General features: G+C 72.6%; 19 protein-coding genes. 4 read left to right on the forward strand and 15 right to left on the reverse strand.

What is annotated here, in order from left to right:
• Positions 1 to 29: 29 nt before the first annotated feature.
• The 5 genes from ASC67_RS16465 to ASC67_RS16485 form a co-directional block, all read right to left on the reverse strand.
• Complete coding sequence (locus ASC67_RS16465) at positions 30 to 839, reverse strand: formylmethanofuran dehydrogenase subunit C (protein ID WP_056323799.1); 810 nt, start codon at positions 837 to 839, stop codon at positions 30 to 32.
• A gap of 82 nt (positions 840 to 921) precedes the next feature.
• A complete protein-coding gene (fhcD, locus tag ASC67_RS16470) occupies positions 922 to 1,845 on the reverse strand; it encodes a formylmethanofuran--tetrahydromethanopterin N-formyltransferase (RefSeq protein ID WP_056323802.1) in 924 nt (307 codons plus the stop codon).
• A 4-nt stretch (positions 1,846 to 1,849) separates the two neighbouring features.
• Positions 1,850 to 3,535, reverse strand: a complete 1,686-nt coding sequence (locus tag ASC67_RS16475) for a formylmethanofuran dehydrogenase subunit A (RefSeq protein WP_056323805.1) — start codon at positions 3,533 to 3,535, stop codon at positions 1,850 to 1,852.
• Positions 3,532 to 4,791: a formylmethanofuran dehydrogenase gene (locus ASC67_RS16480; protein WP_235566361.1), complete on the reverse strand. Its 1,260-nt coding sequence runs from the start codon at positions 4,789 to 4,791 to the stop codon at positions 3,532 to 3,534. Before ASC67_RS16480 ends, ASC67_RS16475 begins: the two co-directional genes overlap by 4 nt.
• A 22-nt stretch (positions 4,792 to 4,813) precedes the next feature.
• Positions 4,814 to 5,632: a HisA/HisF-related TIM barrel protein gene (locus tag ASC67_RS16485; RefSeq protein WP_056323809.1), complete on the reverse strand. Its 819-nt coding sequence runs from the start codon at positions 5,630 to 5,632 to the stop codon at positions 4,814 to 4,816.
• 3 nt (positions 5,633 to 5,635) lie between these two features.
• Here ASC67_RS16485 and ASC67_RS16490 point away from each other — a divergent pair, with 3 nt between their 5' ends.
• The 3 genes from ASC67_RS16490 to ASC67_RS16500 are packed head-to-tail and all read left to right on the forward strand — an operon-like array spanning position 5,636 to position 8,251.
• Complete coding sequence (locus tag ASC67_RS16490; RefSeq protein ID WP_056323812.1) at positions 5,636 to 6,592, forward strand: ATP-grasp domain-containing protein; 957 nt, start codon at positions 5,636 to 5,638, stop codon at positions 6,590 to 6,592.
• Positions 6,585 to 7,643 (forward strand): hydantoinase/oxoprolinase family protein, encoded by a 1,059-nt coding sequence (locus ASC67_RS16495; protein ID WP_056323816.1) that lies wholly within the window; start codon positions 6,585 to 6,587, stop codon positions 7,641 to 7,643. The genes ASC67_RS16490 and ASC67_RS16495 overlap by 8 nt, the downstream gene beginning before the upstream one ends.
• Positions 7,643 to 8,251 carry an aspartate kinase gene (locus ASC67_RS16500; protein ID WP_056323820.1) on the forward strand — a complete coding sequence of 203 codons (609 nt, stop codon included), beginning with the start codon at positions 7,643 to 7,645 and terminating at the stop codon, positions 8,249 to 8,251. The genes ASC67_RS16495 and ASC67_RS16500 overlap by 1 nt, the downstream gene beginning before the upstream one ends.
• A gap of 13 nt (positions 8,252 to 8,264) precedes the next feature.
• Here ASC67_RS16500 and ASC67_RS16505 read toward each other — a convergent pair whose 3' ends face one another.
• The 5 genes from ASC67_RS16505 to ASC67_RS16525 are packed head-to-tail and all read right to left on the reverse strand — an operon-like array spanning position 8,265 to position 13,710.
• Positions 8,265 to 8,948: a (5-formylfuran-3-yl)methyl phosphate synthase gene (locus ASC67_RS16505; RefSeq protein WP_056323824.1), complete on the reverse strand. Its 684-nt coding sequence runs from the start codon at positions 8,946 to 8,948 to the stop codon at positions 8,265 to 8,267.
• Positions 8,945 to 9,535, reverse strand: coding sequence for a DUF447 domain-containing protein (locus ASC67_RS16510; RefSeq protein ID WP_056323828.1), 591 nt, complete (start codon positions 9,533 to 9,535; stop codon positions 8,945 to 8,947). The genes ASC67_RS16505 and ASC67_RS16510 overlap by 4 nt, the downstream gene beginning before the upstream one ends.
• On the reverse strand, positions 9,532 to 11,052 hold the full coding sequence (locus ASC67_RS16515) for a DUF6513 domain-containing protein (protein WP_082536073.1): 1,521 nt from the start codon (positions 11,050 to 11,052) through the stop codon (positions 9,532 to 9,534). The genes ASC67_RS16510 and ASC67_RS16515 overlap by 4 nt, the downstream gene beginning before the upstream one ends.
• Positions 11,031 to 11,672: a flavoprotein gene (locus ASC67_RS16520; RefSeq protein ID WP_056324252.1), complete on the reverse strand. Its 642-nt coding sequence runs from the start codon at positions 11,670 to 11,672 to the stop codon at positions 11,031 to 11,033. Before ASC67_RS16520 ends, ASC67_RS16515 begins: the two co-directional genes overlap by 22 nt.
• Entirely contained in the window at positions 11,662 to 13,710 is a 2,049-nt protein-coding gene (locus ASC67_RS16525) for a sigma-54-dependent Fis family transcriptional regulator (RefSeq protein WP_056323833.1), read from the reverse strand. Before ASC67_RS16525 ends, ASC67_RS16520 begins: the two co-directional genes overlap by 11 nt.
• Positions 13,711 to 13,976: 266 nt before the next feature.
• Here ASC67_RS16525 and ASC67_RS16530 point away from each other — a divergent pair, with 266 nt between their 5' ends.
• On the forward strand, positions 13,977 to 14,468 hold the full coding sequence (locus ASC67_RS16530) for a dihydroneopterin aldolase (RefSeq protein WP_235566362.1): 492 nt from the start codon (positions 13,977 to 13,979) through the stop codon (positions 14,466 to 14,468).
• Between the two features lie 123 nt (positions 14,469 to 14,591).
• Here ASC67_RS16530 and fae read toward each other — a convergent pair whose 3' ends face one another.
• The 5 genes from fae to ASC67_RS16555 all read right to left on the reverse strand — a co-directional run bounded on the left by fae (position 14,592) and on the right by ASC67_RS16555 (position 19,328).
• Entirely contained in the window at positions 14,592 to 15,101 is a 510-nt protein-coding gene (gene fae, locus ASC67_RS16535) for a formaldehyde-activating enzyme (protein WP_056323836.1), read from the reverse strand.
• Positions 15,102 to 15,199: 98 nt separating this feature from the next.
• The gene (locus ASC67_RS16540; protein ID WP_056323840.1) at positions 15,200 to 16,108 is read right to left on the reverse strand and encodes a triphosphoribosyl-dephospho-CoA synthase; all 909 of its coding nucleotides are present in this window, start codon (positions 16,106 to 16,108) and stop codon (positions 15,200 to 15,202) included.
• Entirely contained in the window at positions 16,105 to 17,034 is a 930-nt protein-coding gene (locus ASC67_RS16545; RefSeq protein ID WP_056323845.1) for a RimK family alpha-L-glutamate ligase, read from the reverse strand. The genes ASC67_RS16540 and ASC67_RS16545 overlap by 4 nt, the downstream gene beginning before the upstream one ends.
• A gap of 16 nt (positions 17,035 to 17,050) precedes the next feature.
• Positions 17,051 to 18,115 carry a methenyltetrahydromethanopterin cyclohydrolase gene (gene mch / locus ASC67_RS16550; protein ID WP_056323848.1) on the reverse strand — a complete coding sequence of 355 codons (1,065 nt, stop codon included), beginning with the start codon at positions 18,113 to 18,115 and terminating at the stop codon, positions 17,051 to 17,053.
• Positions 18,116 to 18,164: 49 nt separating this feature from the next.
• On the reverse strand, positions 18,165 to 19,328 hold the full coding sequence (locus tag ASC67_RS16555) for an ATP-grasp domain-containing protein (protein WP_235566363.1): 1,164 nt from the start codon (positions 19,326 to 19,328) through the stop codon (positions 18,165 to 18,167).
• Between the last annotated feature and the right edge of the window lie 81 nt (positions 19,329 to 19,409).

The following is a 19,409-nucleotide window of genomic DNA, read 5'->3' on the forward strand; positions in this document are numbered from 1 at the left end:
GGGCCGGCCCGGGCCGGCGCGCTGCCCGCTCAGTCGCACAACAGCAGTTCGCCCTTGCCGCCGGCCGCCAGGTCGCCGAGATGCCGATGCACGCGCCGTGCCGGCAGGGTGGCGAAGGCGCCGCCATGGCGCGCGAGGTCACGCGCCAGCAGCTGCCAGAACACGGCGATGTTTGCGTCGTTGGCCACGAAGGTGGGCGGGACCGTCGGTGCCGTGCCGGCGCACACCACGCTGCCGCGGCGCATGCCGTAGCCGGCATGCGCGCCGATGCGTCCGGCCACCGCGATCGTGCCGGCCACCATGCGCGAGGCCAGGAAGTCGCCGGCATCGCCGAACACCAGCGCGCTGCCGCGCCGCATGCGGTCGCCGAAGCGCGCCCCGGCCGAGCCGCGCACGAGCAGCGTGCCGCCGCGCATGCCGTCCATGCTGCCCGGCAGGGCGCTCGCCGCGTAGTCGCCGGCGTCGCCGCCGATCTCCAGTCGGCCGCCCGACATCTCGCAGGCCGCCAGCAGGCCGGCATGACTGCTCGCGACGATCTCGCCGCCGCTCATGCCGGCGCCGAGGTAGTCGCCGGCCGGACCGTCCACGCGGATGCGGCTGCCGGCGAGTTGCCAGCCGATGCGGTCGGCCCGGCTCAGGTCGCCTTCAAGGTGCAGTTCGTGGTCGGAGCGCGGAGCAATCGTGAACAGCTCGCCCAGCGCGATCGACTCGTTGCCGTGCCAGACGCCGAGCTTCGCCACCGCGTCGGCCGACAGTTCCGCCAGGGCCGCGGGGGACAGCGTGCGCAGGTCCAGGCGCAGCGCCGGCGCCTGCTTCAACGTGAGTGTCCAGCCGCTCATGACCGCCCCTCGCTCGCGGCCGCGTGCCGCTTCCGCTCCCCCGCGGGGATGTCGCCCGCCTTCGGGCGGCCGTGCACCGGGCTCATGCCCGCGCCTCCGCCGTGCCCGGCACCAGCTTGTGCAGGTGGTAGAGGAAGGGCCCGAGCTTGCCGCCGTAGTTGCCCGCACCGATGCGCTTCAGGCCCGAGGCCGCGCCGCGCTCGATCAGGGCCTTCAGGCCGGTGCGCATCGCAGCGGCCACGTCGGCGTCGGTCAATCCGTCGATCACGATCTCCATCACGCTGCCGATGTCGGGGCCGAGCTCGCTCTTCGCGGCCAGCTCGCGCAGGCTGGGGCAGTAGGCGTCGTTGGTCGATGCGCCGAGCGCCGGGTACTTGCTGCCGACCTTGGAGCCCGAGCGCACCACGCCGCCGGGGAAGGGCATCACGATGTTGGGCAGTTGCTTCATCGCGGCGACCGCGGCTTCCGCGGCCGCCAGCGCGGCTGCGGTGTCGGTCGCCAGCAGCAGCAGGTTGCCGCCGCCGACGGCCTGGGTCGTGACCCAGGTGGTTTCCTGCGCGACGAACTCACCGTCCATCACCGGCACGCGCCAGTAGCGCTGTCCACCGATGACCTTGCTGGTCTGCCAGCCGTCGCCGAAGAAGCGCAGGTTCTTGCCCAGCGCGATCGCGTCGCCCTCGAACAGACCGGCGTAGACCGCCGTCGTCGGGCAGGTCAGCACGCACTGGCCGACGCGCTTCTCGACCTGCTTGGCCAGCTCGCGGCCGCTCATCGAGAAGATCAGGATCGCGATGCCGGGCCGCCCGTCGGGCGTCTCTTCGGGCCCGAGCTCGCGCTCGATGCCGGCCTCGCAGCCGCAGGCGATCACCGAGGTGGCGAAGCCGGTGGTGGCCACCGCCGCATGGCGCGCCCATTCGAGGTTGTGCGCGGTGATGACGAGCCGCGTGCCCTTCATCGGAAAGGCTTCGGCGAAGCTGTCGTCGATGACGATGCCGTTGAGTTCCATCGCGTCAGTTCGCAGTCGTCGTGAAGCAGGCGGTCGGCAGCAGGCGCCCGCCGTTGCAGCATCTGCACAGTTCGTCGGGGCCGATGACGGCATGGCGCAGGCTCACGCTCAGGTGCTTCTCGGTGTAGGGCGCCAGCACCTTCTCGATGCTGCGGTCGAACACCGGCTCGACGAAGTGCGTGCCGCCGGTCGGGGTGGCGGTGATGACGCCGGCCCGCGCCACGCGCACGCCATCCTTGAACACGTGCTCCGGCGCGGTGAACATCGTCTCGCGGTTCGCGTGCTCGCGGTAGACGGCGATGTCGGCCGCCGCGCCGTTGCCGAGCTGGCCGCGGTCCTTCAGGCCCAGCAGCTTCGCCGGGCCGGCGCGCGTCATGATGGCCACCTCGTTCAGCGTCAGCTCGCGCGTGATCGAGCCCAGCGCCGACTGCGCCACCACGTCGGGGTGGAGCTTGGCGAACTGCTCGTCGCGGAAGCTCTTGTCCGTCAGCAGGCGGATCAGGTGCGGGTAGCTGGTGAACGGCGCGCCGTTCGGGTGGTCGGTGGTCAGCACCACGCGCCACGGGTCCTTGACCAGCAGGAAGATCTCCAACCCGATCGCCCACTGCAGCGCATTCACGTAGCTCTGCTCGCGGTACTTGAAGGGCACCACGCCGCAGCCGGCGTCGCACTCGATGTCGGCGCCGATCCACTTGCGCGGGTTCGCGAGGCCGGCATTGGCATGCTGGCGCATCGTGTCGCCCGACGCGGTGACGGTCTGGCCGAACATGATCTGGCCGACGTCGATGCTGATGTTCGGATTCGCGTTCACCGCGTCGGCCAGGCGCTGCGCGGCCGACGAGAACTTCTTCGGGCCCTCGCTGCCGTAGGCGTGGAACTGGATGTGCGTCAGGTGCGCGGGCAGCCCCTCCAGCGCCTCGATGGTGGCGAGCGTGGATTCGATGTTGCCCGCCACGCCGAGGTTGCTGCCGTGGATGTGCAGCGGGTGCGGCACGCCCAGCTCGTGCAGCGCCTTCGCCAGCGTGTGCACGATCGCTCGCGGCGTCACGCGCCAATGGGCGTGCTCCTCGTCGACGTCCAGCTTGCGCTGGTTGAACTTGAAGGCCGAAATGCCGCCCGGGTTGACCACCTTCACGCCCATCGCCTTCGCGGCGTGGATGGTCCAGCCGGCGTAATCGCGGATCTGCTGGAAGTCGCGGCCCTCGGCCAGCAACTGCAGGAACAGCTCGTCGTTGCCGAGCATCACGTAGGCGCCGTGGTCGAGGATGGGCGTGTCGCCCATCTCCATGTGCGCGTGGCGTGCGTTCGAATGCATCATCGCCGGCTCGAAGGCGGCCGTGTAGCCCATCTCGGCGTAGCGGTAGCCGGTGGCCAGCGTGCCGGGCGCGCAGTGGCCGCAGGAGGCCAGCTCCAGCGGGTTGGTCGGCAGCGCGATCGGGTCGCGGTTGAGGCGGTGGTCTTCCGGCAGCAGCATGCGCGCCAGGTTGACCTTGCCGCCGCCGATGTGCGTGTGCATGTCGATGCCGCCGGCCATCACCACGCAGCCGCTGGCGTCGATGTCCTCGCCCACCGCTTCCTTGGGATGCAGCTCGACGATGCGGCCGTCGCGCACGCCGATGTCGCGCACCGCGTCGACGCCGTTCGCGGGATCGATGACGCGCCCGCCGCGCAGTCGCAGCGTGCCGTTCATGCCGACCTCCCGGCCTGCAGCGTGCGCACGCGCGCGTTCAGCCGCTGCAGCACCTGCGCCACCGTCGGCAGCCCGTCGTCGTACACGGCCTCCAGCGGCAGCGCCACGCCGCCGTCGAAGCGGAACAGGTGGCCCGCCGAGCCCATGCCCGGCGTCGACACCGGGATGAAAACCGCATCGGCGCCGGCGCCGGCCTGCTGCGCCGGATGGCCCAGCACCACCGTCGGTATCGAAGCGCGCGGGGCCGCAGGCTCCGGGCCGAAGGCCGACACCCACAGCAACGCATCGACGCTGCCGTCGGCGAGCAGGCGCTTCGCATCGAAGCGCAGCGGCTCGTGTTCCAGCCCCAGCGGCCCGACGCGGCTGCGCAGCGGCAGGCCCGACAGCCAGGTGAAGACGTAGTTCACCGTCTGCAGCCCGTCCTTGCCGCTGAGTGGCAGCAGCGCGGCGCGCGAGCGTTGGTTGAGCGTGCCGACCAGGCGGTTCAGCGCTTCGGCGATCAGCGCGCCGTGCTCGGGCAGCTGCGACGATTCCCACGCGATGACCGCATAGCGTGCGGCGTGCAGTTGCGCGGCCAGTTCGGCCAGCGCCAGGGCCGCGCGCGGCACGCGCCGGCCGTCCACCAGTGCGGCGAGCTGCGCGACGCTGTCGAACAGGTCGCCGCTCAACGCGACGCTGCGCTGCGTGACGCCGGCCAGGCCGTCGAGCGCGGGCTCGGTGGCGCCACCGAGGAAGACGATCTCGCGCTGCGCGACCAGCGGCTCACCCACGCCGACGCGGCGCCACAGGCCCGGGAAGTTCTCGCGCGGCGATGCGCCGATGCAGACGATCAGGTCGGCGCGGTTGCGCACCTCGGCCAGCGTGGTGGTGAAGGCGCCGCGGTCCTGCAGCGCGCGCAGCGTGTGCAGCTGCGCCGCGCCGCCCGCGGCGTCATAGATGGCGCCGGTGGCGCAGGCCAGCGGGTAGAGCGCCCGCGCACCGTCGACGTCGGTCGCGAGCCCGCCGAACAGCGGCTGGCGGCTGGCGGCGAGCCGCTGCGCGGCCTGCTCGACGGCGTCGTCGAGCGTGGCGGGCTGCCCGGCAATCGTCGGCGTGGCGGTCGAGCGCTCCGGCCTGAAGTGCGCCAGCGCGCGCTGCGCGCGTTCGCAGCCGGGGCCGGTCAAGGCGAAGTGATCGCCTTGCTGCACCAGCTGCAGGTCGTCGTTCAGCAGCGCGCAAAACGGGCTGGTCCAGGGGTGGGGGGCGGGGGCGGTCACGGGAGCAGTCATCGGCGTGCGTTCACGCAAAGCATGTGCCACGGCCGGGGCCGCGCGCCGCCACTGCGGGGGCGGCATCGGCCCGCGACACAGTGTGGCCGGCGCCGCCACAAGCGCCACAGTCTGTTGCGCCGTTCGGCGTGCGTGCCGCGGCGGGCACGCGGCCGTCGTGCAGCGCCGAGGCCACCAGCCAGGCGTGCGCGCCCGCGGCTTCGGCGGCGGCGAGGTCGGCTGCATCGCGCACGCCGCCGGCGCCGATCAGCTGCGCGTGCGGCGCGCGTGCGCGCACCGCGGCCAGCGTGTCGAGGTCGGGCCCACCGTCGCTGCCGACGCGCGACAGCGTCATCACGATCAGGCGTCGCGGCCACAGCGCCGGCGTGTCCCACACGCCGGCCGGATCGAGCGGTGCCCCGTGGCGATGGTCCAGCGAGAGCAGGGCGCGCGAGGGCGGTGCGAAGCAGCCGGCCAGTTCGTCGCGCGAACGCAGCGACTCGCTGCCGTACACCGGCGTGACGCGCTCCGCCGCCGGTCCGAGTCGCGCCAGCAAGCGCGCGGCATCGGCCGGCCCGCCGAAGCCGGCGTCGAGCCAGAGCCTCAGGCCCGGCCGATCGCGCAGCAGCGCCTGCAGCAGCTCGAACTGGGGCGCGCGGCCCTGCAAGGCGTTCAAGTCGGCGACGTACAGCGTATCGGTGGCACAGTGTTCGCATAGCCGCCGTGCCGCGACCTGCGGATCGGCGCTGCCGCACAGCGCCGATTCGATCGGCCGGTAATGCTGGCGCTCACCACGCACCGCGCGGACCACCTGGCCGTCCAGCAGGTCGATGACCGGAATGATGTGCATAGGATGACCCAGACCCTCTTCGTCTACGAGTATCTCAGCGGCGGCGGCCTCGATGCTGCGCCAGGCAGCGTCGAGGCCGCCGGGCGCGGTGAGCTGCTGGGTGCCGGCCTGGCGATGCGGGCGGCCCTGCTGGCCGAGCTCGCCGGCCCGGGGGTGCGCCATGCCTGCGGCGACGGCGTCGAGCCGTTGCCCGGTGCGACGGGCGGCGCGCTGCGGCCACGGCCCGGCGACACGCCGCTGGCTTTCGTGCGGCGCGAGGCGCTGTCGCACGACCGGGTCTGGGTGATCGCCCCCGAGAGCGACGGCCTGCTGCTGCAGCTGGCCGAAGCGGTGGCGCCGGAGCGCTGGATCGGCAGCGATCGCGCCGCGATCCGGCTGTGCAGCGGCAAGCGCGCCACGCTGGCCCACCTGGCAGCACGCGGCCTGGCCACGCCGCTGGCCTTCGATGCCGGCGCGCGGCAGTGGGTGGTGAAGCCGGGCGACGGTGCCGGCACGCTGGACACCCGGCGCCACGCCCAGCGCGCCGCCGCGCAGGCCGACCTGCAGCAGCGCCGCGCGCGCGGCGCGTCCGCCACGCTGGAGCCCTGGGTCGACGGCGAGGCGCTGAGCCTGTCGCTGCTGTGCCGCGACGGTGAGGCCGAGCTGATCAGCATCAACCGCCAGCGCATCGCCATCGCGGACGACGGCCGGCTGCGCGATGACGGCGTGGCCATCAACGAACTGGCGCTCGACGACGCGCGCGCCCCGGCGCTGGCGCGCACCGCGCAGGCGGTGGCGCGAGCGATCCCCGGCCTGCGCGGCTTCGCCGGCATCGACCTGGTCTGGCATCCACAGCGCGGGCCGGTGGTGATCGAGGTCAACCCGCGCCTGACCTGCGCCTTCGTCGGCCTGTCGGCCGCGCTGGGGCGGCCGCTGGCGGCCGAGATCCTGGCGCTGCACGAGGAGCCGGTCGATGCCTGAGCGTGTCGTGGTCGGCTGGGACCTCGGCGGCGCGCACGTCAAGGCCAGCCTGGTCGAGCGCGGCGTGCTGCGCGACGTGGCGCAGTGGGCCTGCCCGCTGTGGCAGGGGCTCGATCGTCTGCAGGCGGTGCTGGCCGAGGTGCAGGCGCGCTGGCCGCAGGCCGCCGGCGCCGCGCACGCGATCACGATGACCGGCGAGATGGTCGACCTGTTCGAGCACCGCGAGGCCGGCGTCATTGCGCTTGCGGCGGCGATGGGCGATGCGCTCGACGGTCCGCTGCGGTTCTATGCCGGCGAGCGCGGCTGGTGTGCGCCGGCCGAGGTGGCGGCGCAGTGGCAGGCCATCGCCTCGGCCAACTGGTGGGCCACCGCCGCGCTGGCCGCGCAGGCGCTCGGCGACGGCGTGCTGGTCGACATCGGCAGCACCACCACCGACCTGATCGCGCTGCAGGGCGGCACGGTGCGCGCGCAGGGCCGCAGCGACGCGGCCCGCCTCGTCAGTGGTGAACTGGTCTACCAGGGCGTGGTGCGCACCCCGCTGTGTGCGCTGGCGCCGCGGGTCGTGTTCCGCGGCCGGGCGTCGAACGTGATGAACGAGTTCTTCGCTACCACGGCCGACGTCTACCGGCTGACCGGCGAACTCGATCCGGCGCACGACCTCCACCCGGCGGCCGACGGCGGCGGCAAGGACGCCGCCGCGACGCGCCGGCGCCTGGCCCGCATGATCGGCCTCGACGCGCGCGACGCCGAAGAGTCCGATTGGCGCGCCTTCGCGAACGCCTGGCGCGAGCTGCAGCTCGACGAACTGCAGGGCCAGCTCGAACGCGTGCTCGACGCGGCGCCGCTCCCGGCGGCGGCACCGTTGGTCGCCGCCGGCTGCGGCGACTTCCTGGCCGAGGCGCTGGCAGGTCGGATCGGGCGGCCCTGCCGCAGCTTCGCGTCGCTGCTGTTCGGCGACCTGCCGCGGGCCGACGCGGCGCTGCGCTGCCGGGCCCAGGTCGGTGCGCCCAGCGCGGCGGTCGCGCTGCTGCTGGCGCGGGAGAGCGTCTGATGTGGGTTGTCAAGCTCGGCGGCAGCCTGAACCAGGACGCGTCGCTGCCGCAATGGCTGGACCTGCTGGCCGAGCTCGGCGGCGGCCGCGTGATCGTGGTCCCGGGCGGCGGAGCCTTCGCCGACCAGGTGCGCGACGCGCAGTCGCAATGGCAGTTCGACGACCTGGCGGCGCACAACATGGCGGTGCTCGGCATGGCCCAGACCGCGCTGATGCTGCAGGGCCTGTGCCCGGCGCTGCAGGCCGCCGCCGGCGAGCAGCCTCTGCGCCGCGTGCTGCAGGGCGGCCAGACCGCGCTGTGGCTGCCGCTGGACCTGCTGCGCAGCCGGCCCGACGAACTGACGAACTGGGGCGTCAGCTCCGACAGCCTCGCGCTGTGGCTGGCGCAGCGCCTGCACGCCGAGCGGCTGCTGGTGGTGAAGTCCTGCGCGATCGATGGGCGGCGCTCGCTCGCGCAGCTCGGCGAGACGGGCGTGCTCGACGCCGAGTTCGCGCAGCGCGCGCGCCAAGCCGCCTTCCCGATCGACCTGCTGCACAAGGGCGAGCTGGCACGCGCGCGTGCGCTGTTGCTCGACGAATCGCTCAGCTGCCGGCCGTTCGCGGACTAGGGCCTGTCTTTTCTTACGCTGCCTGCGCGGTGTCCTCGCACTGCAGCTGCTCGCGCAGCGCCTGCACGCGTTGCGGGTCGAGCGCCGAGGTGCGCGCGCCGCTGCACACCGCGCTGCGGAAGCCGGCGAAGTCGGGCGCGAGGGCCAGCAGCCGAGGCAGGTGCTCGAAGCGCAGCGCGCCGGCCAGGCCGCACAGCTTGCCGCCGCGGCGCACCTGCGTGACGAAGCGCCGCAGCTGCACGTCGCTGACGATGTCGAACAGGCTGCCGCGCGCCTTGTCCTCGGTGTCGAGCATCAGCGCGGGGAAGGCCAGCGCCCCGGCGCGCGCGAGCAGCGCGCCGTCGATGCCGTGGTCGGCCACGAACACCGGCACCACCGCGTGGCCGCAGACGGCCAGCGCGTCCAGCAGCGCGTGCTGCCCGGGCGCGATGCCGACCTTCACGTAATCCACACCGCAGGCGGCCGTCTCGACCACGCGCTCGAGCACCTCGGGCATGCCGGAACAATCGCCGATCGTCGCGCTGATCGGACGCCGCCCGGGCGCGCGCTTCAGCGCCGCGACGATGGCTTCGATGGTGGCCGGCGGCAGCGCCCCCAGTGCGCCGTCCGACGGCTCCTTCAGGTCGATGAAGTCCACGCCGGCGGCGGCAGCGGCCAGTGCCTCGTCGACGTCGCGCACGCTCACCAGCAGCCTCATGCGCCGGCTCCGGCCTGCACCCGCTGCCGCGCCACGGCCTCGCGCAGCCAGCCCCAGGCCTCGTGCTCCTCGGGGCCGGCGGTCTTGTCGATGGCGATCTGCAGGTAGCTCATCTCGGTGTCGATCTTCTCCGGCGCCAGCATGTGCAGCCGGCTCACCAGCACCGCGCCCTCGATCACCGCGGCCTGCGCGCGGTTGAATCCGGGGAAGGGCGCATGGCTCACGTCGAGCACGCGCGCCAGCGTGAGCGTCGGGCGTTCGGCATGGTCGTCGTCGTGCTGCAGTTCGAGTTCGCTGTGCGCCAGCGCGCCGGCGAGCCGTTGGCCGGCGATGGCCTGGGCCGGCAGCAGCGGCCAGCTGCGCGGCCCCAGCCAGCGCGCGCACACGGCGCCGGCGAACACGCGCGTATCGGTCGTCAGGTTGAGCACCGCGTGTCGCGTGCTGCGCAGGTTGTCCAGCGTCGCGCTGGGCTTGAACGGCATCAGCACCACCTGCTCGCCGCGGTAGCGCACGCCGAAGGGCGCGATGTGCGGCGTGCCGTCGGACGCCACGGTGGTGATCACGGTCTCGAAGATCTGGTCGTTCATGAGTTCTTGCCCTCACCCCCGCCCTCTCCCGCTGGCGCAGGAGAGGGGGCCACTCCCTCGCCCCGTTCACGGGGAGAGGGCGGGGGTGAGGGCGGGGTGTTCTTGCTGCCGTGAGTCATCGTCGTTCCGGGGGCACACCAGGCGTCCAGGTCGTCGGCGCGCCGCGGCACGGCGACGCCCCAATCCAGCGGCTGGTCCTGCACGTAGCGCTTGCCGAGCCGCCACGCGGTCTCCGCACGTGCAAGTTCCACGCCCATGTAGAAGGCGTGCGCGGCGTCGTCCTCGATGCCGAGCTGCGGCCACAGCGCGAAGGCATCCTGCGCCATGCGCACACCGTCGCGGTTGTAGACGTGCAGGCCCTCGGGCGAGATCTGCACGCGGAAGTTCGGGTCGCGCACCTGGGCCGCGGTCGCGGCGATCTCGGCCGGCGTGTCGGGAAACGGATGCTTGGCATGCGTCGTCATCAGCGCGTCGCTGATGCCCTTGGGCAAGGTGTTGTGGCGAGTGGCGGCGTGCATGATGCGGCGCGCCAAGTCGGCCTCGGCCACCGCGCGCCGCGCGTGCTGGCTGACCTGCGTGGTCAGCACCGCCGCCACGTCGAGCTCGGCACACAGGCCGAACAGCAGTGCGTTGATGCCGCTGGTGTCGGCCTCCGTCAGCTCGGTGACGTTGCCCACGCCCATCATGATCGGCGCCTCGGGGTAGCGCTGGCGCAGCGCGTGGTAGCGCACGATCGAGGTCGTGAAACCGAACGGGATCGGGTCGAGGATGGGGTCGGCGAGGTAGGCCTTGCCGCGTCGCTCCATCGTCTCGATCGCCTCGTGCAGCGTGGACATGTCGGCCTGGTCGCTGGCGATCAGCACCGGCACCGAGTCCACCTCGTCGGCGATCCACAGCGTCTCGAGCTTCAGGCTCAGCAGGTAGTCGGCGCCGGCGCGGCCGCCGCGCAGCAGTTCGTCGCTGCTCATCGAATCGACGCTGACGTTCCAGCCCTCGGCCTTCAGCGCCTTCACGCTGTCCTCCAGGTGGTCGAAGGGCGTGGCCGGCAGGCAGCCGAGGTCGATCACGTCGGCGCCGTCGGCCACCAGCGCGCGGGCGCGCTCCACGATCGCGGCCACCGTCAGCCGCGGCGCGTCGACGATCTCCGCGAAGATCGCCACCTGGTACTCGCTCAGGTCGATGGGCTGGGCGGCGCGGTTGAAGAAGCGCGGCAGGTCCTTCAGCTCCTCCGGCCCGCGCTGCACCGGCACGCCGTAGTGCGCGCTCAGCGCGTCCACGTCGCCGCGGCAACGGCCGGGCACGAGGATGCGGTCCACGCGGCGCGGCCGGCCTTCGGCATCGACGCTGGTCAACGAGGCCTCGACGCGGCGGCGGATCATGTCGGCCGTCATCAGCGCCGCCACCTGCAGCCCGATCTCGCGCACCTCCCAGGTGAAGGCCGGCGGCGCGATGCCGGCGAGCACGCGCTCCAGGCCGGGCTGCGCCAGCCGGCCGGTCAGGAAGACGATGTGTTCCATGCGAGCTTCAGCGCCTTCAGCCGCGCGTCGAGCGCGGCCTCCAGCTCGGCCGGCGAACTGAGCACCTGGCAGTGGTCGATCTGCTTCAGGCGCTCGACGTTCTCGAGTTCGATGCGCCGCGGCCGCAGCGTCAGCCATTCGCTGGCGTGGCTGCGCGGCGCCTTGGTGATGACCACCGGCTCGGTGTCGCAGGCGAACACCAGGCTGGGCACGCCCAGCTTGCCGGCCTGCGCGAACATGTTGGTCGGCAGCGTGTCCGACAGCCCGAACGCGCACTTGGCCACCGTGTTGCTGGTGGCCGGCGCGATGACGACGGTGTGGTACGCCTCCGCGTACAGCCGCCCGACCGGCACCGAGCTCGCGCTCTTGTCGCGGAACACGCGGTAGCGCTCGCGCAGCACCTCGAGTCGCATGCCGTACAGCGGCAGCACCTCGTCGGCGGCGCCCGACAGGAACAGGTCGACGTTGGGCAGCCGCGCCGCCAGCGCCATCGATTCCTCGAGGTAGTGACCGGAGCCGGTCACGCACCACGCGAAGCGCGAGCCGGGCGGGTCGTCGGTGGCCGGCGCGTGATCGTCGCCGAGCGCCGCCGCCCAGCGCTTCGCCGCCTCACCCTCCAGTGGCGGGTCCGCTGCCGGGGTGGGAGAGGGCGATGTGCAGCTTGTGGAGCTTGCGGTAGAGGGTGTTGCGGCTGACATCGAGCGCCTTGGCGACATTGCTCACGTTCCAACGGTGTTCTTCCAGCAGCTGCAGCAGCACCTCGCGCTCCTTGGCCTGGATCGGGTTCATCGGCGGCAACGCTGGAACTCCATTGTCGACGTTCGCCGTCGCGGCCGGCGCCGGCAGGGCCAAGGGCATGGTGGAACGGACGGCCGGCGCGCGCAGCGACGCGAGATGGCCGATGTCGATCAGGCCGTCGTCGTCGGCCAGCGCGAGCGCGGTGCGCAGCGCGTGGCGCAGCTGGCGCACGTTGCCGGGCCAGGGGTGCTGCTCCAGCAGCGCCTGCGCCTCGGGCGTCAGCGAGGCCCGGCCGCCGGATTCCAGCGCCAGCAGCTCGGCGATCAGCGCGTGCCGGTCGCTGCGCTCGCGCAGCGCGGGCAGGCTGACCTCGAAGCCGCACAGCCGGTAGTACAAGTCCTCGCGGAAGCGGCCTTCCTCCACCATCTGCGCCAGCGGCCGATGGCTGGCGCTGACGAGCTGGAAGTCCACGTCGACGGTCTCTTCCGCCCCGAGCGGCGTGACCTTGCGCTCGTCCAGCACGCGCAGCAGGCGGGCCTGCAGCGGCAGCGGCATGTCGCCGATCTCGTCGAGGAACAGCGTGCCGCGGTCGGCCTCCAGCACCTTGCCGCGCCGGCCGCTGCGCTGCGCGCCGGTGAAGGCGCCGGCGCGGTAGCCGAACAGCTCGGCCTCGATCAGGCTCTCGGGCAGGCTCGCGCAGTTCACGGCGACAAAGCCGCCGGCGTGCTTGGGGCTGGCCGCATGCAGCGCGCGTGCGAACACCTCCTTGCCGGCACCGGTCTCGCCGTGCAGCAGCACCGGGATGTCGCGCGCGATCGCGCGGCGCGCCTGGTCGAGCTGGCCGCTCAGCCGCGGGTCGCCGAAGGCCGGCGCGGCGCGCGCGGGCTGGGCGGCATCGCGCCGCGGCTCCATGCGCGGCACCAGTGCCCGGGCGCGCGTGCCGGTGCCGGAGCCGCTCAGGGCCACCGGCAGTTCGTGCGCCTCGGTCTCCGACGCCGGCGGTCGCGCCACCACGAAGAAGCGGCTCGAGCCCTGCGCGCCGAAGCTGACCACCGGATGGAAGGCGCTGCGCCGGCAGCGCTCCACGATCTCGGCCAGACGCGTGTGGAACAGCTCGTCGAGCCGGCGGTCGCGCAACTCGGCCACCGAGTGCAGGCCGAGCTGGAACAGCGCGCTGCGGTTGCCGGCGAGGATGCGGCCGTCGGCATCGAGCGCGAGCTTGCCCTCGTGCAGCGTGTAGACGAACTCGGGCCGGCTGTGGAAATGCAGCAGGTGGGCTTCGGGGTGGCGCAGCTCGAGCAGGCGGTTCTCGATCATCTGCGCGGTCATGCCCAGCAGCACCAGCGAGTGCTGCTGCTGCAGGCTCGAGCGGCTGGTCACGTCGAGCACCGCGGTCATCTGGCCCTGCGGGTCGAACACCGGCACCGCGGAACAGGTGAGCGACGTGAGCCGGGTGAAGAAGTGGTCCTCGCGCCGCACCGCCACCGGGCTGGCCGCGACCAGGCAGGTGCCCATGCCGTTGGTGCCGGCTTCGGCCTCGCTCCATACCGCGCCGACGTGGAAGCCGAGCGGCGTCACGTCCTCGGCGAAGGCCGGCGACGACACCATGTGCAGGATCACGCCGTCGGTGTCGGTCAGCACCACGGCCGACTCGGTGTCGGCAAGCTGCTGGTAGAGCGTGGCCATCTCGTGACGGGCGCAATCGATCACGTCGGCCAGACGTTCCTGGCGCAGCGCGAGCTGAGCCGCAGGCACGACCGACGGGCGGTGCGGCCGGTCCGGATGCAGGCGGTGCTGTTCGAGGCAGCGCGTCCAGGAGCGCGCCATCTCGTCGTCGTCGGTGGCCCGTGCACCCTGACGCACGGCGTCGAGAATGCGGTGTGCGTGTTCGCCTGCCTCGCGCAGCGATACGATGCCCATGCTGTCTCTCCTTCGTGTTGTGGCCGAACGCGCGAGGCACTGGCACCGGGCCAGCGATCCGGGCGCCGGGCCGGTTGCCGCCGGCCAGGGTCCCAGGGACCGTTCAGCTTGTCCCTCACAGGGTCATTGCGTACCGATTCTGGCGCGTCGCGTCCGGGCCTCGTAGGGGGTGGAAGCCCGGGTCACGCCGGTGGAGTGTTCCAAAATCTGGCATGGTCCGGGTCTTGCACCGGCCCACGATGGTATTTCAGACCCAGGAGTCGCCCTTGATCGCCGCCCCCCGCCCGCAACTGCAGTTCACCGCCATCGACGCCGGCCGCGATGCCGAAGCGCTGGATCTGATCTTCATCGAAGGCTTCACCGGCCAGACGGTGATCGGCATCCACGACTCCGAACTGCACCGGCCCCAGACCATCCGCATCGACGTGACGGCCGGCCTGCCGCGCCCGCGCGCCTGCGACAGCGACCACATCGCCGACACCATCGACTACGGCGTGGTGCGCGAGCGCCTGCAGCGGCTGCTGAAGGAGCACAAGCTCACGCTGCTGGAATCCTTCGCCGAGACCGTGGCCGACATCCTGCTCCACGAGTTCGGCGCGCACTGGGTGCGCGTGGTGGTCGTCAAGCCGAAGAAGTTCGACGACGTCGAGGCAGTGGGCGTGGCGATCGAGCGCCGCCGCGCCGTCGATCCGGCCGGCGGCCGCGCGGCGCCGGTGCTGTCGCTGATCGGCGCGGGCATGGTGCCGGGCGGCGCCTGATCCCGGCACACGGCGCCCCCGGGGCGCCCGGACGAAAAAAAGCCGACCGGGCAACCGGTCGGCTTTTCTCATGCAGTGACCAGTGTGCTGCGCGCTACGGCACGCCGCACACCGGCCCAGGCATCACTTGGCCGCGAACGGGTGAGCGGCGCTGCCCTTCTTGGCGACCACTTCGCGGGCGGTCGGCGAACCCGACACGGCGCGCTTGATCGATTCCTTGACGGCCTGGTAGTTGTAGTCCTGGATCTTCTTGTCGTCTTCGGCCAGCCAGTGGATGAAGACACCGACGCTGATGAACAGGTTGTCGGCTTCGTCGGCGGGGATGGTGCCGTCTTCCACGCAATCGGCGACAGCCATGGCCACGCCGCGCTGGGCCGGGCCGAACATCTGCACGGCCTGCTTGGCGCCCTTGATCGTGACCTTGTTGAACATCACGGTCGCCGGCTTGACCAGCAGGTTGGGAGCCACGACGGCGAGCAGGGAGGTGAAGCCGTCCTTGTTGTTGGTCAGGCTGTTGGCGAAGGCCGTTTCGGCGGCGCTGCCGCGCGGCCCGATCAGCAGGTCGATGTGAGCCACTTCGTTGCCATCACCGACGAGCGATTCGCCGACCATCATCCGGTCAATCTTTGCCATGTTGAGTCTCCGTGAGCAAGTTCTGCAGAATTGAATGTGAAGAGCACTGGGCGTTGCCAGTACATCGTGAACTTACACGTTCCATGCCAGCGCCGCAATCATGGGAAAGTCGAGAGGTCGGCGATGCCGAGTGCGCCAGCAATGAACAGTGTGGCCACGGTCAGATCCGCACTCGTGCCGGGATTGAGCCCGCGGGCCTTGAGATCTTCGTCCCAGGCGGCAAAAGCCGGGTCGTCGCCGACCGGTTCACCGTTCTCGGCGCGCCGCAACCACGGCGCCGCTTCGTCGGTGACAGCCTGTGCCACCGCCGCGCCGAACTTTCGAACAATGTGTGAATCGGGCCAGCGGCCGACGAAGGCGAGGAACAGCGCCTGCACCGCAGCGGCATCGATCGGTCGTGGTGGCGCGGCCTGCCGGATCAGCGCCTCCAGCCCGGTGTCGAACAGATCGGCGTGGCCGGTGGCGTACTGGTGCGCGATGCGGTCGCGGTCGGCGGCGAGCCGCATCGCTTCCTGCAGCCCCACGGTCGGCCCGGCCGCCACGTCCTGCGCCTCGGCCCGTCCGAGGCCGCCCGGGTTGGCTGCCGCGATGGCGCGGTAGGCCGCGCGCGCGTCCTCCACGTCCAGTTCGGCCAGCACCTGCGCCAGCGCGGCACGCAGTGCCGATGGGCGCTCGTCGTCGCCATCGTCGTTCCACGATCCGGCACATCGCTCGAGGGCGGCGGCCAGCGGCGCGCACAGCAGCACGATGCCCAGGTTGGTGTTGCAACCCGCGACCGCCAGCGTCGCGGCCATCGCGGCCTCGATGCGCGCGCCGACCCGTGCGCCCGGCGTGAACAGCGCGGGCGCGGCCGCCGCGGCGCTGTCGAGGAACTGCCGCGCCTGCATGCCGTGGCCGGCCGAGTGCAGACTCACGTTGCCCGGCTTGCGCACCGCCACGTCGAGGCGGCAGGCCTGCAGGAAGACGGTGCGCGGCGGCGCGATGCGCGCGGGGCGTGGGTGGCTCATGCGCGGCGTGCGCCGCCGGCCGCCGCCACCGATGCGCGCACCGTGGCGAGCTTGCGGTCCAGCAGATCGTCGACCAGCGCCCGCGCGATCGGGAAGCGCGTGACGCGCTGCAGGCCCTGCCAGGCGGCGACACCGTTCACCTCCAGCACCTGCGGACCGTCGGCGGTGGGCAGCAGATCGATGCCAGCGTAGTCCATCTGCAGCGCCGCGGCGGCGCGTTCGGCCAGCGCGGCGAGCTCGGGCGTCAGCGCCGCCGGCTCGACCTTCGCGCCCTGCTTGACGTTGTGGATCCAGTGAGAGCTGCAGCGCCGCATCGCCGCGATCGCGCGCCCGCCGACCACCAGCACCCGCCAGTCGAAGCCCGGCGACTCGACGTAGCGTTGCAGGTAGGCGAGTTCGCCGTAGTCCTTCAGCGACGGCAGCGGCACGTGCGCACCGTCCACGCAGCCCACGCGCTGCAGGCCCTTGCCCTGCGAGCCGAACAGCGGCTTGAGCACCAGCGCCTGGCCGGCCGCGCTCTCGCGCGTGACCAGGCGCTGCGCCTGCGCGGTCGACTCCATCGCCCAGGTCGGCGGGGTCGGGATGCCGGCCGCGTGCAGCAGCAGGCTGGTCATCGACTTGTCGACGCTGCGCTCGATCGCGCGCGCATCGTTGTAGACCGGCACGCCCAGCTCGCGCAGCCCATGCAGCACGCCCAGCCGCTTGGTCACCTGCTCGAAGCTGCCGCCGGCGATGCCGCGCACCAGCGCCGCGTCGGGCAGCTCACGGCCGTAGCCGGGAATCACCAGCCCATGCCACGCGGTGGTGGTGTCGATGCGGCAGTCGGCCAGGTCGACGCAGCGGCCCTCGGCGCCGCGCGCCCGCAGCGCCTGCTGCACCTGGCGCGTATGCCAGCCCGTCTCGTCCGTGAAGATGGCAACACGCATCGCAGCAGGAGAGGACTCAGGCCGCGTCGAGCCACTGCCCGCGCAGCAGCTCCAGGTTCATGCGGCCGGCATGCCAGGTCTTGCCCGACTCCAGGCTCGACACCCACACCTCGGCCGGCGCGAACAGCGCGCCGTCGATCTTGTAGAAGTCGTACTCGGCGGCCTTGAAGATGTCGGCGAAGCCGCGGCCGTAGTCGCGCGAGTTCAGCGACGGCAGCTCCTTGGCCAACAGCCGCGCCGCGTCGTCGCCGCCGCGCACCGTGAGCTGCACGCGGCCGCCGTAGAGGATGGCGTCGTTGGTGCGGCCCATCGCGTCCAGCCCGTCGGCGCCGGGCGAGGGCAGCGGCGCGCTCGCCACGCCGTCCACGATGTGCTCGAGTGGGAAATGCAGCTCGTGCGCCTTGTGCAGCGCCACCTCGAGCACGCGCGCCACCACCTGCGTCGTGCCGGCCAGGCTGCGCGTGGGCGTGAGGATCAGCGTCAGCTGCTCGGGGCGCAGGCCGCAGTCGCGCAGCACCTTCTCCACCACCACCGGCGGCGGTGCGCGGTCCACCTCGAGCACCAGCACGCCGCTGCGCTCGGCGGCGGCGATCGGGTCGCGGTAGCCGAGCTCCTTGAACAGCTCTTCCTTGCCGGCCAGCGCGCGCGCCGGGCCGGAGCCGAGCGAGAAGAACTTCTTGCCGCCCGCTTCTTCCTTGCTGGCCGACAGGCTCCAGCCGGCGTACTGGCTCGCCAGGCAGGCCAGCACCGGCTGGCTGCTGCTGACCTCCAGCCAGGTCGGCCAGCCGTGGCTCGCGTCGCCGAAGCCCTGCGCGGCCAGCTCCACGCGGCCCAGTCCGCCCATGCAGATCTCGCCGATCAGCACGCCCGCGGCCACGCTGCCCGGCGCGGCGATGCCGGCGTCGACGATGCGCACGCCGCTCGCGTCCTGGCTGACCTGCACGCGCAGGCGGTCGGCGTCGTCGAGCAGGCGCTGCAGCAGCGGGCGCACCGCGGCGTTGACGCTGAGCGGGCTGTCGGCGAAGGGCGGGGTGACGGTGGCGTCGGAGGCGGAGGCGGGCGTGGACGGGGTGCTGCTCATGGCGTTGTCTCTCTCGGGGTCTGTCGTCGTTGTGTTGTGTCGGAAGGTCTCAAGTCTGCGCCAGCGAGGCGCGCAGCGCGGCCCGTTTCTCGGCCAGCCGGTGGCGCACTTCGGCCACGCTCGCACCATCGGCGTCCACGCTGCACAGCGGGTCGCCCGGCGCGTGGCGGCTGCCGGCGGCGGGCAGGTCGTGGCAGTCGTCGCGGGCCGCCAGCGCCTCGGCCTGCGCCGCGGTCAGCTGCACCGCGGCGCGCGCGAACACGATCTCGCAGCCACGCAGCGCGGCGAGGTCGGGCGGTGCGGTGGTGGCGGCCTCGGCCAGCGCGCCGGTGGTGCAGGCCGTCACATGGGCCTGCATCCACGGCGTCCGTGCGCCATGGATCGCCACGCTGGCCGACGGCCGCGGGTTGATCTCCAGCAGCGACCAGTGGTCGCCGTCGAGCAGGAAGTCCAGGCTGCACAGCCCGCGCAGTCCGAAGGCGGCGACCAGCGTGTGCAGCGTGGTGTCCAGCCCCACCGCCAGCGCCGCCGGCAGCGCCACCGGTCCGATGGCGCCGCGGTAGACATGCGGGTGGTGCGCGCCCAGCGGCCGGACGATCAGCTCGCTGATGCCGAGCACGCGCGCCTCGCGGCCGTTGGCGATGAACAGCGCCGACATCGGCGTGCCGGCAGCCTCGCGCTGGTAATACGGCTGTTGCGTGGCGTCGACCGGGTGCCGGTCGTCGGCGTGCCGGATGTGCCAGCCGCCGGTGCCGCGCGCCTCCTTGCGCAGCCAGCCCAGCGGGGGATCGGGTTCGTCGAGCTGCACCTCGGGGTGCGGCAGTCCCAGCCAGTCGAGCATACCGAAGAAGCCGGCCGGGTCGCGCACGCGCAGCACCGTTTCGGCCGGCGTGCCGATCAGCGGCAGCAGCTGCGCGCCGCGGCCCAGCAGCTCGGGTTGGCCCTCGAAGCCGCTGCCTGCCACCCAGCCCAGCACCTGCGGATCGGCCGCCGCCGCGCGCAAGGCCTCGAGCGTGCGCTGCGGGTCGATGCCGAGCGACCCGTCGTCGCGCCCGATCGACTGCCAGAGTCGCGCCGCACGCCGCGTGTCCACGTCGCCGAAGACATCGAGCGCGATCACGTCGTAGCCCTCACGCGCCGCCGCCTCCGCCATCAGCCGCGCGGACAACCCCGCGACCACCAGCGTCGCGCGGCCGTTCGAAGCAGCAGTCACGTCAGCGTCCCGCGTACGCCACCGCGATCCACGCGCGCAGACGCCGTGGATCCGGCTCCGCCGGTCCACCAGCGTCGCCCC

This window comes from Methylibium sp. Root1272 (assembly GCF_001425905.1).
In the GTDB taxonomy this organism is placed as follows: domain Bacteria; phylum Pseudomonadota; class Gammaproteobacteria; order Burkholderiales; family Burkholderiaceae_C; genus Methylibium.